Here is a 13,186-nt window from a genome sequence, read left to right on the forward strand (position 1 = left end):
GCGCCGGCGAAATGGAACGTGACGCGATGATAGCGCCGAACGCCGGTGCGCCCAAACGGGATCTCACGCGTTCGCATCGCCCCGCCTCGTTCGCGCGCGGCGCCCGACTCGCCGATCGAACACCATCGATCGCCGGCCTTCGCCAGGTCCCTTTCAATTTCGATTCGTATCGGATGTAAGCAAGTGTCGCTTTCGCTGCTGCACTGCACTCAACGTGCTACTAATAAGGTGCGACGCGAGATGCGCGCTCGCGGCACTGGCCGCCGCGCCCGCTCGCACGACACCACCCCGGAGAGCCAACCATGAAGAAGATCTCGCTCACCCTCGCTACGCTCGCCGTTGCAGCCAGCGCATTCGCGCAAACCCCGCCGCAACCGCAGACGCCCGCTCCGGCAGCGGCAACGGCGTCGTCGGCCCCGAGCGCCGAGCAGCGTGCGGCGCGCCACGAAGCGCGCATCGAGCAGCGCATCAAGTACCTGCACGACCAGTTGAAGATCACGTCGGCGCAGGAACCGCAATGGAAGACGTTCGCCGACACGATGCGCGAGAACGGCGACACGATGGGCCGCCTCTATCGCGCCCGGATGGAAAGCCATGACGTGTCCGCGGTCGACGACATGAAGCAGTACGCGGAACTCGCGCAGGCGAACGCGGACGGCGCGAAAAAGCTCGCCGACGCATTCGCGCCGCTCTACGAGCGCTTCCCGGCCGACCAGAAGGCGCTCGCCGACACGACGTTCCGCAGCTGGCTGCACCACGGCGGCGAACACCGCGGCAAGGGCAAGGCCGCGAGCAAGGAAGGCAAGGCAGCAGCCGCGCCGGCCGCCAGCGCGCCCGCGCAACCCTGACGTCCGCCCCGTCGGCGCCGCACTGCCCGTGCGGGCCGAACGGCGTCGCGCATCCCGCGGGAATCCGGCGCGTCACACGGCGCGCCGGATTCGGGATAAGCTCCCGGCTTTTCCCGCACTTCCCCCCTGCCATGCTCGAACTCAAGCACCTCGATCTGCGTACCGACCCGCAGGCCCGTCGCGTCGTGAAGGATGAAACCGTCACGGTCGCATTCGCGGATGCCGACGGCGAACTGATGAGCCTCGAAGGCCCGAACCGCTATGTCGCGGGCGACGCGCTGATCACCGGCTCGACCGGCGACCGTTGGGTCGTGTCGCGCGCGCGCTTCGACGCGAAGTACCTGCCCGCCGATCCGGCGCTCGCGCACGGCGCGCCGGGCGCCTACCGGAACCGGCCGGCCGTCGTGCTCGCCCGTCGCATGGACGAGCCGTTCACGATCGCCCGCTCGGAAAACGGCGACACGCTGCGCGGCGTGGCCGGCGACTGGGTCATGCAATATGCACCCGGCGACTATGGCGTCGTGCAGGCGCAGCGCTTCGCGCAGGTTTATCGCGACGCGTAAGCGCGCGTCGCGTGACACGCGCCGCGCCGGCGTCGCCGCTCACGCAAAGTCTTCGTCGAGTTCGAGTTCCGCGGTGCGCTCGACGGCTTCACCCGCCGCGTGCCGCTCCTCGAGCGAGCCCAGCATCGCTTCCGTGTACGCATGCAGCACCGCGTGGCTGCGGGCGCGCTGCATCGGCCTGAGCGCCAGATAGCGCGCCAGCGCGGCCGGCACGATGCGGATATCGAGCGTCATCCGTTTCGGCGTCGAACCAAAACGCATCGCAAGCCACTGCACGGACAGGAAGCGCCCGCGTTCGTCGCTGCTTTCGGCAAAACGCGTCTGCTCCGGAAAGAGATCGCAGATCACGCGCGCGAGCGCGTCGAATTCGGCGCTTGCGCATTCGATCAGATAGTCGTCCATTCCGCCTCTCCCGTCAGGCCGCCGCACGCGGCGACCGGCACGTCTTCACCAGCACGGCGACCAGGATCGCGGCCAGCACGAAATACACGGCCTCGAGCGATCCGGCCGGCAGCACGCGCACCTGGTACAGCAACGCCGGTGCGGCCGCCAGCGCATGCAGCACGATCGCGAGCGGCAGTACGCCCGCGCGGCCGGCACGCACGCCGCGCCAGACCAGCACCGACAGCGCGAGCTGCACCGCGAACGCCGCGCAGCGCTCGATCAGCAACAGCAGGATCGACTGTGCCGACAGCGTCGCCAGCATCACGTGCAGCCGCACGACGGTATCGCCCGGCAGGTCCGCGAGCTGCGTCTCGAGCTGCCCGCGGCTCGCGAGCCACGCGAGATACGACCACTGGCCCCAGACGAGCACGCCGACGAACCAGGCTTCGGCGCCGGCATGGCCGATCCCGTAGCCGATGCCGCGCCCGTCGCCGGCCGACGCGCCGTAGCGGCGGTTCAGGAACCAGAACCCGAGATAACGGCCGACTTCCTCGAACACGGCGGTCGCGAGCGCGCTGTACGCGACGAATGCGAGCGGCTGCGTGAGCCAGCCGCCGGCGGGCGTCTGACTCAGCACGAGGCCATGGAATGCGCGTTCGACGATCATCGCGAACAGCGTGAAGACGGCGACGCCGACGATCGTGTCGCGGCGGTCGAGCGCAAGCGGCTTGCGCAGGGTACGGAAGAGAACGAACGGCAGTAGCGCGATGATCAGCGTGGCGGCGATCAGCACCGCCAGCGTGACGGGAGCGACAGTCATGAATTTCCTTGTTCGGGGCAGCGCACCTGACGCGCCGCGTGCCCCGCATGATACTCAGCTTGCGGTCGACGCGCGCGCAATCAGCTCGCCCGGCAGCATCGCGACGCGCACGTCGCCGACCGCGCCGTCGATGCGCTCGTGCACGAATTCGACGGCCTTGTAGCCGATCTCGTAGGTCGGCTGACGGATCGTCGTGATGCCGATCAGCTCGGCCCACTCCGGATCGTCGATCGACAGCAGCGCGGCCTTGTCCTGCCATGCGGCGCCGAAGCGGGCGCGCAGGTGGCGCGCGATCGCGAGCGCGACCGGCGCGTTCGCGGCGAACAGCGCCGCCCGCACGCCGCGCTGCGTGGCCGCGTCGACGCGCGCGTCGAGGTCGGCGAGCGCCACGGCGGCCGCGGCCGGCTCGTTCAGGTCGAGCACGACCGTCGGCGGCACCGGCAGCCCGCGCGCCTCGAGCGCCGCGCGGAACGCGGCCTCGCGCAGGCGCCGCGAGCTGACGCGCTCGAACGGCTGCACGACGAAATGAATCGCATCGAAGCCGCGCGCGATCAGGTGCGCGAGCGCCGTCTCGATCGCATCGGTGTTGTCGAGCCCGATCAGGTCCGCCTCGAAGCCCTCGACCGTCCGGTCGACGAGCACGGCCGGGATGCCGCCGCCGCGCAGCGGGCGCAGCACGTCTTCCTCGGCGCCGAGCGCATTGACGATCAGCCCTTCGACCCGGTAGGTCGTGAGCAGCTGCAGGAAGCGCCGCTCCATCTCGACTTCATTCGCCGCGTGGCAGATGAGCGGCATGTAGCCGAGCGCGTGGCACGCGGCCTCGACGCCCAGCAGCACTTCGACGGTATAGGGATTGGTCAGGTCGGCCGCGAGCATGCCGAGCAGCCGGTTGCGGCCGCGCTTCAGCCCGCGCGCCATCTGGTTCGGCCGGTAGTTCAGGCGCGCGATCGCCGTCTCGATCCGCTGGCGCAGATCGGCGGACAGCACGTGCGTCTCGCCGTTCAGATAGCGCGAAACGCTGGTCTTGCCCGTGCCGGCTTCGCGTGCGACGTCGCTGATCGTCGCCGGACGCTGCGTGGAAGGTTGCGAATCGCTCAAGTCGTGCCTCGCGACGTACGATCCGCGCCGCTTCGTGTGCGGACGGACCTTTGTTGTTGGATACGAACGCCCCCCGGCGCACGCCGCCGCTCCCCTGCTTCGCGGTCGATCGAAGCCGGCGCCTTCGCGCCCGCTCCGCTCGCCTGACACGCACGGCGATCGGCCGCACCGGGCTGGCACGGATGCCCGTCGCCGGACGCCGCCGGCCGCGTGGCCGGGTCGTCGATGCGCGACGAGCGGGCGATCATAACGCAGCCTGCCCTCCCGCACCAAGACCATCGACTCTAACTGCGGCGGCGGCCCGCCGGCCGGCCGCCGCCGCTCAGACGCGCGCGAGCGCGTCCGGATTGACGAGATTCGTGCGCAGCGTGCCGGCCAGCGCGCCGACCAGGTTTTCCGCGGCGCAGCGCGCCATCGCATGGCGCGTCTCGTGCGTCGCCGAGCCGATATGCGGCAGCGCGACGACGTTGCTCATCCGCAGCAGCGGCGAGTCCGCCGCCAGCGGCTCCGTCTCGAACACGTCGAGCCCCGCGCCGCGGATCGTGCCGGCCCGCAGCGCGTCGATCAGCGCGGCCTCGTCGACCACCGGCCCGCGCGACGCGTTGATCAGGATCGCGCCACGCTTCATCTTCGCGAATTCGGCCGCGCCGATCAGGTGATGCGTTTGCGGCGACAGCGGAACCTGCAGGCACACGAAGTCCGACTGCGCGAGCAGCTCGTCGAGCGTCACGCGGCGTGCGCCGTACTGCGTCTCGGCTTCGGCGTGCGCGGCACGGTTCGTGTACAGCACCTGCATCCGGAAGCCGAGCGCCGCGCGGCGCGCGACCGCGCCGCCGATCCGCCCGAGCCCGACGATGCCGAGCGTCTTGCCCTGCACGTCGGTGCCGTACAGATCGGGGCCGATGCTGCGCTGCCAGTGGCCGGCCTTCACCCACTCCGCCAGTTCGACCACCCGCCGCGCGGACGCGAGGATCAACGAGAACACGGTATCGGCGGTCGATTCGGTCAGCACGTCGGGCGTATGCGCGAGCACGATCCCGCGCCGCGTGAGATCCGCGACGTCGAAGTTGTCGTAGCCGACCGAGATCGTCGACCAGGCCTTCAGCCGCGGCGCGCGATCGAGCATCTGCGGCGTGACCTTCAGGCTCGCGCCGATCGCGCCGTCCGCGTCGCCGAGGGCGTCGGCGAGCGCGTCGGCGCCGTCGGCCTGCACGAGCTCCGCATGCTCGCGCAGGTACGCGAGCACGTCATCGGGCAGCGGCTTGTACGCGACGATACGAGGCTTCATCGTTTTCATTTTCCTTGCAGCGGCGTCGCGAGCGGGTGCGCATCGCGCGCCTGGGGTTTGACGGACAGTGTGAGGATCACCGCGGCGACGAGCGCGACGCTCATGAACGCATACGATGCGACGGGCGACCCGGTCGCCCCGTTCAGGTAGCCGACGAAATACGAGCCGACGAACGAGCCGAGCGCGCCCATGCTGTTGATCAGCGCCATCGCGCCACCGGCGACGTTCCTCGGCAGCAGTTCCGGCACGATCGCGAAGAACGGGCCGTACGGCGCGTACATCGCGGCGCCCGCGACGACCAGCAGCGCATACGAGATCCAGAAGTGCGACGAGCCGAGCGCATACGACGCGGCGAACGCGGCCGCGCCGACCAGCAGGAACGGCCACACGAAGCCGCGGCGCGAGCCGACCTTGTCGGACGCCCACGACGCGACCAGCATCGCGATCGTCGCCGCGAGGTACGGCAGCGCCGACAGCCAGCCGGTCGCGACCATCCCGAGCTCGGAGCCGTTCTTGACGATCGACGGCAGCCACAGCACGAAGCCGTACACGCCGATGCTCCAGCAGAAATACTGCGCGCACAGCTTGATCACGGCCGGCGAGCGGAACGCCTCGCCGTAGTTGCGCACGGGCTTGATCGCCGCCTGTTCGGCCGCGAGCGCGGCGTCGAGGTCGCGCTTTTCCTGCGCGGTGAGCCACGGCGAATCGGCCGGCTTGTCCTGCACGAGGAACCACCAGCATACGGCCCAGATGATGGCCGGCACGCCTTCGGCGATGAACATGTGGCGCCAGCCGAATTCGTGCACGAGATAGCCCGACACGATCGACATCCACAGCACCGTGACCGGGTTGCCGAGGATCAGGAACGTGTTCGCACGCGAGCGCTCGTTCTTCGTGAACCAGTTGCTGATGTAGATCAGCATCGCCGGCATCACCGCCGCCTCGACCACGCCGAGCACGAAGCGGATCGCCATCAGCGACGGGATGTTGGTGACCACCCCCGTGAGCGCCGCGCACGCGCCCCACAGCACGAGGCTGGCGAACACGAGCTTCTTGACGCTGCGGCGCTCCGCATAGATCGCGCCGGGAATCTGGAAGAAGAAGTAGCCGAGGAAGAACAGCGCGCCGATCAGCGACGACAGGCCCTTGCTGATCCCGAGGTCCTGGTTGATGCCGGCGGCTGCAGCGAACCCGTAGTTCGCGCGGTCGAGGTAAGCAAGGCTGTAGGTGATGAACACGATCGGCATGATCGTCCACCAGCGTCGTGCTGCGAGATTGGCTGCCATCAGAGTGTCTCCTTGGGTGATCGGAGTGGGCGGGTCAAACGCCCGGCTCCGCTCCCGTCCTTTCGGGAATCGACCGGCGTCGGCGCGATGGCGCCTGCTCCGGCCTCATGCAAAACCGTGCACGAAGCACGAATTGGGTCCGCGGATTGTGCCGTGTCCGGCCTCTCATTGCGCGGTGACGGTTTCCTCTAGGCGATCGGCGCGATTGCTGACGTTTTCGAGCCGATCGAGCGCCGCGCGGGTCGGCAAGCCTTCCGAATCGCCGATCACCTGGATCGCGAGCGCCCCGATGCGATTGCCGCGCGCGACCGCCTGCTCGACGGAGCGGCCTTCCAGCAGCGCGCTGACCACGCCGACCGCGAAGCCGTCGCCGGCGCCGACCGTGTCGACCACGTTCGCGACACGCTCGCCCGCCACCGTGCCCTCGCGGCCGTCGGCCGTGCGGAAGTACGCGCCGTCGGCGCCCAGCTTGATCACCACGCCGCGCGCGCCCTGTGCCAGGTAGAAGCCCGCGATGTCGGCCGGCGTGTCGTGCCCGGTGAGCTGCTGCCCTTCGGCCAAGCCCGGCAGCACCCAGTCGGCGAGCGACGCGAGCGCGTTCAGCGTCTTCGCCATCACGTCGGCGGACGGCCACAGCGTCGGGCGCAGGTTCGGATCGAACGAGATCGTCTTGCCGGCCGCACGCATCTCGCGCGCCAGCCGGAACGCAAGCTCGCACGACGTCGCGGAGATCGCAGGTGCGACGCCCGTCAAATGCAGGTGCCGTGCGCCGAGCACGTAGTCGGCCACGTAGTCGTCGCACGACAGGTGGCTCGCGGCCGAGCCCTTGCGGAAATATTCGACGGTCGGGTCGCTGCCGTCGTCGTTGCGCGACTTCAGCTGGAAGCCGGTCGGATAGCGCGGATCGACGGTCACGCACGACGCGTCGATGCCTTCGCGCGCGAGCGTGTCGAGCACGTAGCCGCCGAACGAATCGCGGCCCACCCGGCTCATCCAGCCGACCCGGAAGCCGAGCCGCGACAGGCCGATCGCGACGTTCAGGTCCGCGCCCGCGATCCGTTTCGTGAATTGCGCGGCGTGCGCGAGGTGGCCGGGCTCGGCGGCGACGAACATCGCCATCGCTTCGCCGTAGGTCACGACATCGAGTGCTGCCTTCATGAGTGCATTCCTCCGTATCCTTCGAGCGTCACGCGGCGGCGAGCCACGCGACGCGCCGGCCAGCATCGCCCGCCAGGTCGGCCGCATCGAACGGGAATTCGATGCCGCGCGGCGCCGCTTGCGGCAGGGCCGCGAGCACGCCCGTGACGAGCGTGTCGCCCGGCGCCGGCGCCACCGCGAAACGGCGCGCGCCCTCGCCAGCGACTGCCTTGCAATGAATGTATTCCACATGCGGCGCGAGTGCGTGCGCGCACGCGAGCGGCGCTTCGCCCGGCCACTGCCAGTTGCCGATGTCGAACGTCATGCCGAGCGCATCGGGCGCGCCCGCCTCGGCCAGCGCCGCGAACAGCCCGCTGAATTGCGCGAGCGCGCCGCCCACCGGCAACTGGCCGTTCTCGACCACCACGCGGGCACGCGCGCCGCGCGACAGCGCGACGATCTCGGCTGCGTGCGCGTTGCCGGCGAAGCCGCCGAGCTGGAACTTGACGAAGCGCGCGCCGAGCGCGTCGGCTTCGACGAGCGTGTCGCGCAGCGCTTCGGCGTCGAGCGCGCCGGTTTCCGTGTACAGCGTGGCCGGCGTCGAATAGACCGACCACAGCCCGTGCGCGGCGAGCGCCGTGCCGAGCTCGGCCAGCGCGCCGGGCGTCGCGTCGTCGTCCGATGCGAACAGTTCGCGCCGCACCTCGAAGCCGGTCGCGCCGGATGCCGCCGCGGTCGCGATGAATGCACGGTGGCCCTCCTGACGCACGCGTTCCATCCCGAATGCGCTCGCCACGATCACGATGTCTGCCATGTCTGCCCTTTTTTCTCCGGAATGGAACCGGTTCCATTTGCTTGAGACGGATGGTGCGCTTCGCCCCGTGCGCACGCCATAGAGGAAATCCCTAAGGACGGCCGCCGCACGAACGTGGGCGGGCGCAGGGGCATCCGGCGCTCCAGGACCGGCTTCGGGTGTCTACCCGGCGTCGTGCGCGAGGCTCATTTCCAGGAACTGGGCGGCCACGCGCGACGGCGCCGCGCCGTGCGGCACCAGGATCGAGAAATGACGCGTGAGCGGCGCGGGGGCGAGCGAGCGCGGCACGAGCGCCGCACCCTCGTGGCGCAGCGACATCGCGGACACGAAGCCGACGCCCATCCCCGCGCGCACGGCCTCCTTCACGGCCTCGACACCGGCGATCTCGAACGCGACACGCATCGGCGCGCCGCCGTGCGCGAACGCGCGTTCCACGAGTTGCCGCACGCCGGAGCCTTCCTCGCGCAGCACGAGCGGATGCGCGGCGAGTGCCTCGAGCGTGACGCCAGCTGCGTACTCGGGCGCGGCGAGCGCATGCCCGGCCGGCACGACCGCGACGATCTCGTCCTCGTGCCATGCGTGCACGGCGGTGCCGGGCGGCAGCGCCTCGCCGGGCGGCCCTTCGATCATCGCAATGTCGAGCGATGCCAGCGCGGCGACCACGTCGGCCGTGTTGCCGCTCATCGTGTGGATCGCCACCCGCGGCACGCGCGGCTGGAACGCCGCGATCAGGTAAGGCAGCAGGTAGCTGGCCGGCGTCGTGCTCGCGCCGATCCGCAGCGTGCCGGCGTCGAGCCCGCGCACCGCGTCGCGAAACGCGCGCGCCTGCGCGAACGTGTCGCGCTGGGCCTTCGCGTACTGCGCGAGCTGCTCGCCGACCGGCGTCAGGCGGATGCCGCGGCCGTCACGCTGGTACAGCGGTTCGCCGAACTCGTCCTGCAGCAGGCGCAGCTGGCCCGATACCGCCGGCTGCGACAGATGCAGCGCCACGGCAGCGCGGCTGATGTTCAGATGTTCGGCGACGGCCGCGAACGTTATCAGTTGATCCGGGGTCATGGGGATGAATTATCGGCTTCCCGGATAGTTTACGTCACAAATCACAATTTTTCATATCGATATAACCAAACTAGGATTAGGCCATCGCAACCTGCTTGATCACGGTGCCCCATGTCCACTGCTCCGACTCCCCATCTTGCCCACGCCGCGCCGTCGCTGCGCGGCCAGTTGAACGGCGTGCTGTTCGTCGCGCTGTTCGCCGCCGCCGTCACCAGTCTGTCGCAACTGCCGGCAGTCGCCGGGCTCGGCCTGTCGCCGCTGATCGTCGGCATCGTCGCCGGTGCGCTGTACGGCAACGCGCTGCGCGACGGCATGCCCGCGAGCTGGGCGGCCGGCGTCAACTTTTCCGCGCGCAAGCTGCTGCGCATCGCGGTCGCGTTCTTCGGCCTGCGCGTGAGCCTGCAGGAAATCGCGCAGGTCGGCCTGCCGGGCCTGACGGTGTCGGTGCTGATCGTCGTCAGCACGCTCGCGATCGGCACCTGGGTCGGCATGAAGGTGATGAAGCTCGATCGCGACGCGGCGCTCCTGACCGCCGCCGGCAGTGCGATCTGCGGCGCGGCCGCCGTGCTCGCGTTCGAGTCGACGCTGCAGTCGAAGCCGCACCAGAGCGCGATGGCCGTGGGCAGCGTGGTGCTGTTCGGCACGCTGTCGATGTTCCTGTACCCGTTCGCGTATCACGCCGGCCTGCTCAACCTCGACCCGACCGGCCTCGGCCTGTTCTTCGGCGGCACGATCCACGAGGTCGCGCAGGTGGTCGGCGCGGCGAGCGACATCAGTCCGGAGGTCACGCACGTCGCGACCATCGTGAAGATGACCCGCGTGATGCTTCTGGTGCCGGTGCTGCTCACGCTCGGCTGGTGGCTCGCCCGCTCCGCGCGCTCGGCCGATGCGACCGCTGAAGGCGCACAAGGCAAGCGCAAGGTGGCGGTGCCGTGGTTCGCGCTCGGCTTCCTCGGCTTCGTGATCGTCAATTCGCTGAACGTGCTGCCCGCCGACGTCACGCACACGCTGAACCTGCTCGACACCTTCGCGCTGACGATGGCGATGACCGCGCTCGGCATCGAGACCCGCGTGTCGCAGATCCGCGAGGCCGGCCCGCGCGCGCTGACCACCGGCCTGATCCTGTACGTGTGGCTGATCGCCGGCGGCTACGGGATCACCTGGGCGGTACAGCACTGGCTTGGCTGAGCCGCGCAGCCACGCCGCGACACGCGCCGCGCTCGACGGGAAGGTCCCGCGGGCGCGGCGCAGTGCTATGCTTCGCGTCGTTTTCCTTCGTCCTCTTCATCACCCTCTTTCAGCCGTGCTCTCGTTCCTGCTGAAGCTGCGCACTCGCGCCCAGACGCTGTTCCGCCTGTCGGACGCCCATACGATGCTGATCTGGTCGGCCGTCGTCGGCGTCGGCGGCGCCTTCGCCACCATGGCGTTCCGCGAAGGCATCGACCTGATGCAGCGCCTGATCTCGGGGCACAGCGGCAGCTTCGTGGAGATGGCGAAAAGCCTGCCTTGGTACGTGCGCTTCTGGATGCCGGCCGCGGGCGGCTTCCTCGCCGGCTGCGTGCTGTTGCTCGCGACGCGCGGCGACCGAAAATCCGGCAACATCGACTACATGGAAGCCGTCGCGCTCGGCGACGGCGTCGTGCCGGTGCGGCAGAGCCTGTGGCGCAGCGTGTCGTCGCTGCTGACGATCGGCAGCGGCGGCTCGATCGGCCGCGAAGGCCCGATGGTGCAGCTCGCGGCGCTCGCGGCGTCGCTGGTCGGCCGCTTCGTGCACTTCGACCCGCCGCGCCTGCGCCTGCTCGTCGCGTGCGGCGCCGCGGCCGGTATCACGTCCGCGTACAACGCGCCGATCGCCGGCGCGTTCTTCGTCTCCGAAATCGTGCTCGGCACGATCGCGATGGAGAGCTTCGGGCCGATGGTCGTCGCGTCCGTCGTCGCGAACATCGTGATGCGGGAATTCGCCGGCTACCGGCCACCGTACGAGATGCCGGTGTTCCCGGCCGTGACGGGCGCCGAAGTGCTGCTGTTCGTCGTGCTCGGCGCGCTGTGCGGCGTGCTCGCGCCGCAGTTCCTGCACCTGCTCGATGCGTCCAAGAACCAGTTCAAGCGGCTGCCCGTGCCGCTGCCGGTGCGGCTCGCGCTCGGCGGCCTCGTGGTCGGCGTGATCTCGGTGTGGATTCCGGACGTGTGGGGCAACGGCTACAGCGTCGTGAACCACATCCTGCATGCGCCGTGGACCTGGCAGGCGCTCGTCGCGGTGCTGGTGTTCAAGGTGATCGCGACCGCCGCGACCGCAGGCTCCGGCGCGGTCGGCGGCGTGTTTACGCCGACGCTGTTCGTCGGCGCCGTGTTCGGTTCGCTGTTCGGGCTCGCGATGCACGCGCTGTGGCCCGGCCACACGTCCGCGTACTTCGCGTATGCGATGGTCGGGATGGGCGCGTTCCTGGCCGGCGCCACGCAGGCGCCGCTGATGGCGATCCTGATGATCTTCGAGATGACGCTGAGCTACCAGGTCGTGCTGCCGCTGCTGGTGTCGTGCGTGTTCGCGTATTTCGTCGCGCGCGCGACCGGCACGACGTCGATGTACGAGATCACGCTGCATCATCACCAGGACGCACAGGAACGGCTGCGGCTGCGCACCACCCAGATGCGCGAGCTGATCCAGCCCGCGCAGACGATCGTGCCGCTCACCGCGAGCGTCGCCGACATGACGCGCGTGTTTCTCGAATATCCGGTGAAGTATCTGTACGTGACCGACGACGCCGGGCGCTTCCGCGGCGCGGTCGCGCTGAAGGACATCACGTCCGACCTGCTCGACAAGCGCGACACGACCGACAAGACGGCCGCGCACTACACGCATACGCCGTTTCCGCTGCTCACGCCCGACATGCCGCTCGCGACCGCGCTCGAACGCTTCATGGCGTTCCAGGGCGAACGGCTGCCGGTGATCGAAAGCGAAGCCGAGCCGACGCTCGCGGGCGTCGTCTACAAGACGTCGCTGCTCGACGCGTACCGGCGGATGACCGGCGAGCGGTGACGGCGCCGGTGCGCGACGCCCGATGTGGCGTCGCGGCCTCGTCGGTCGCCGCACCGGCGCACCACCCGTAGGCCGCGCCCGCTTCTCCGTCCGCCCGCCCGGCCGTTCAGTCCGGCGCGCGCCCCAGCACGACCCGTGCGAAGAACCCCGCGAGCACCGATTCGGCCACGTCGGCCGACACGTGCTGCGGGTCGGCCGTGTAGTACGACTGCACGCCGTCGCACAGGCACATCAATCCGAACGCGAGCGTCTCGGCCGGCAGCAGCAGCGGCGTGCCCGCGCGCTCCGCGAAGCGCTGGATGAATTCGGCCATCTGCAGCCGCTTGCCGTGCAGGAACTGGTTGAAGCGCACGCGGAACTTCGCGTCGCGCGCCGCCTGCAGCTTCGCCTCGCCCCACAGCAGCGAATATTCGTCGTCGCGAAACAGCGTCCGGTAGTACGCGAGCGCCATCGACTCCATCTGCTCGCGCGAGCCGCCAATCTCGAAGATCGCCTCGAAATCGGCCCGCACCGAATCGTGGTCGCGCTCGAGCAATTCGAGCAGCAGTTCCGACTTGCTGCGGAAGTTCGAGTAGAACGCGCCGCGCGTGTAGCCGGCCGCCGCGGCGATGTCCTCGACGCTCGCCGCGACAAAGCCTTTCTTCATAAAAATGCGGTGCGCGGCAGTCAGCAGACGTTCGCGCGTCTGGTCCCTGCTCTGCTCGCGAGTTAAGCGCTGAGGTTTCATGGCGCGCAGTCTAGCACCAACTTCCTTTCAGATTCATCTTTGCATTCAGATACAGCACTGTATTAGAATCCACCGCAGTTTCCGAACGACCCCGTTCGGCTGTGTTCGTGTGCGCCGGACTGGCGCCA

At 69.4% G+C, this 13,186-nt stretch carries 13 protein-coding genes; 4 read left to right on the forward strand and 9 right to left on the reverse strand.

Features of this window, described 5'->3' with window-relative positions; genetic code table 11:
• Positions 1 to 302: 302 nt before the first annotated feature.
• Positions 303 to 848, forward strand: coding sequence for a Spy/CpxP family protein refolding chaperone (locus DID98_RS07995; protein ID WP_124485446.1), 546 nt, complete (start codon positions 303 to 305; stop codon positions 846 to 848).
• 131 nt (positions 849 to 979) lie between these two features.
• Complete coding sequence (locus tag DID98_RS08000) at positions 980 to 1,411, forward strand: PGDYG domain-containing protein (protein WP_124521715.1); 432 nt, start codon at positions 980 to 982, stop codon at positions 1,409 to 1,411.
• A gap of 39 nt (positions 1,412 to 1,450) precedes the next feature.
• Here the strand turns inward: DID98_RS08000 and DID98_RS08005 are convergent, their stop codons facing one another.
• The 8 genes from DID98_RS08005 to DID98_RS08040 all read right to left on the reverse strand — a co-directional run bounded on the left by DID98_RS08005 (position 1,451) and on the right by DID98_RS08040 (position 9,294).
• Positions 1,451 to 1,813 carry a DUF3022 domain-containing protein gene (locus DID98_RS08005; protein WP_044848245.1) on the reverse strand — a complete coding sequence of 121 codons (363 nt, stop codon included), beginning with the start codon at positions 1,811 to 1,813 and terminating at the stop codon, positions 1,451 to 1,453.
• A gap of 13 nt (positions 1,814 to 1,826) precedes the next feature.
• Positions 1,827 to 2,615 (reverse strand): YhfC family intramembrane metalloprotease, encoded by a 789-nt coding sequence (locus tag DID98_RS08010; protein ID WP_124570529.1) that lies wholly within the window; start codon positions 2,613 to 2,615, stop codon positions 1,827 to 1,829.
• A 54-nt stretch (positions 2,616 to 2,669) separates the two neighbouring features.
• Positions 2,670 to 3,713, reverse strand: coding sequence for a LacI family DNA-binding transcriptional regulator (locus tag DID98_RS08015; protein WP_124570530.1), 1,044 nt, complete (start codon positions 3,711 to 3,713; stop codon positions 2,670 to 2,672).
• Positions 3,714 to 4,035: 322 nt separating this feature from the next.
• Positions 4,036 to 5,001: an NAD(P)-dependent oxidoreductase gene (locus DID98_RS08020; protein ID WP_124570531.1), complete on the reverse strand. Its 966-nt coding sequence runs from the start codon at positions 4,999 to 5,001 to the stop codon at positions 4,036 to 4,038.
• Between the two features lie 5 nt (positions 5,002 to 5,006).
• Positions 5,007 to 6,287, reverse strand: a complete 1,281-nt coding sequence (locus DID98_RS08025; protein ID WP_044848248.1) for an MFS transporter — start codon at positions 6,285 to 6,287, stop codon at positions 5,007 to 5,009.
• Positions 6,288 to 6,452: 165 nt separating this feature from the next.
• The gene (locus DID98_RS08030; protein WP_044848249.1) at positions 6,453 to 7,445 is read right to left on the reverse strand and encodes a sugar kinase; all 993 of its coding nucleotides are present in this window, start codon (positions 7,443 to 7,445) and stop codon (positions 6,453 to 6,455) included.
• 28 nt (positions 7,446 to 7,473) lie between these two features.
• Entirely contained in the window at positions 7,474 to 8,238 is a 765-nt protein-coding gene (locus DID98_RS08035; protein ID WP_124570532.1) for a sugar phosphate isomerase/epimerase, read from the reverse strand.
• A gap of 162 nt (positions 8,239 to 8,400) precedes the next feature.
• Entirely contained in the window at positions 8,401 to 9,294 is an 894-nt protein-coding gene (locus DID98_RS08040) for a LysR family transcriptional regulator (RefSeq protein ID WP_124570533.1), read from the reverse strand.
• A 111-nt stretch (positions 9,295 to 9,405) separates the two neighbouring features.
• On the opposite strand from DID98_RS08040, the gene DID98_RS08045 reads away from it, so the two are divergent.
• A complete protein-coding gene (locus tag DID98_RS08045) occupies positions 9,406 to 10,482 on the forward strand; it encodes a YeiH family protein (RefSeq protein WP_124485438.1) in 1,077 nt (358 codons plus the stop codon).
• Between the two features lie 115 nt (positions 10,483 to 10,597).
• Positions 10,598 to 12,331, forward strand: a complete 1,734-nt coding sequence (locus tag DID98_RS08055) for a ClcB-like voltage-gated chloride channel protein (RefSeq protein WP_221621948.1) — start codon at positions 10,598 to 10,600, stop codon at positions 12,329 to 12,331.
• 106 nt (positions 12,332 to 12,437) lie between these two features.
• On the opposite strand, the gene DID98_RS08060 is transcribed toward DID98_RS08055, so the two are convergent.
• On the reverse strand, positions 12,438 to 13,058 hold the full coding sequence (locus tag DID98_RS08060; RefSeq protein WP_124485436.1) for a TetR/AcrR family transcriptional regulator: 621 nt from the start codon (positions 13,056 to 13,058) through the stop codon (positions 12,438 to 12,440).
• Positions 13,059 to 13,186 lie beyond the last annotated feature (128 nt).

Origin of the sequence: Burkholderia sp. Bp8984 (assembly GCF_003853755.1) — a bacterium.
Lineage (GTDB): Bacteria > Pseudomonadota > Gammaproteobacteria > Burkholderiales > Burkholderiaceae > Burkholderia.

Coding starts and splice junctions, on each gene's coding strand:
- DID98_RS08025 (WP_044848248.1), bottom strand. CDS start 6,287: ATGGCAGCCAATCTCGCAGCACGACGCTGGTGGACGATCATGCCGATC.
- DID98_RS08000 (WP_124521715.1), top strand. CDS start 980: ATGCTCGAACTCAAGCACCTCGATCTGCGTACCGACCCGCAGGCCCGT.
- DID98_RS08040 (WP_124570533.1), bottom strand. CDS start 9,294: ATGACCCCGGATCAACTGATAACGTTCGCGGCCGTCGCCGAACATCTG.
- DID98_RS08045 (WP_124485438.1), top strand. CDS start 9,406: ATGTCCACTGCTCCGACTCCCCATCTTGCCCACGCCGCGCCGTCGCTG.
- DID98_RS08060 (WP_124485436.1), bottom strand. CDS start 13,058: ATGAAACCTCAGCGCTTAACTCGCGAGCAGAGCAGGGACCAGACGCGC.
- DID98_RS08030 (WP_044848249.1), bottom strand. CDS start 7,445: ATGAAGGCAGCACTCGATGTCGTGACCTACGGCGAAGCGATGGCGATG.
- DID98_RS07995 (WP_124485446.1), top strand. CDS start 303: ATGAAGAAGATCTCGCTCACCCTCGCTACGCTCGCCGTTGCAGCCAGC.
- DID98_RS08005 (WP_044848245.1), bottom strand. CDS start 1,813: ATGGACGACTATCTGATCGAATGCGCAAGCGCCGAATTCGACGCGCTC.
- DID98_RS08020 (WP_124570531.1), bottom strand. CDS start 5,001: ATGAAGCCTCGTATCGTCGCGTACAAGCCGCTGCCCGATGACGTGCTC.
- DID98_RS08035 (WP_124570532.1), bottom strand. CDS start 8,238: ATGGCAGACATCGTGATCGTGGCGAGCGCATTCGGGATGGAACGCGTG.
- DID98_RS08010 (WP_124570529.1), bottom strand. CDS start 2,615: ATGACTGTCGCTCCCGTCACGCTGGCGGTGCTGATCGCCGCCACGCTG.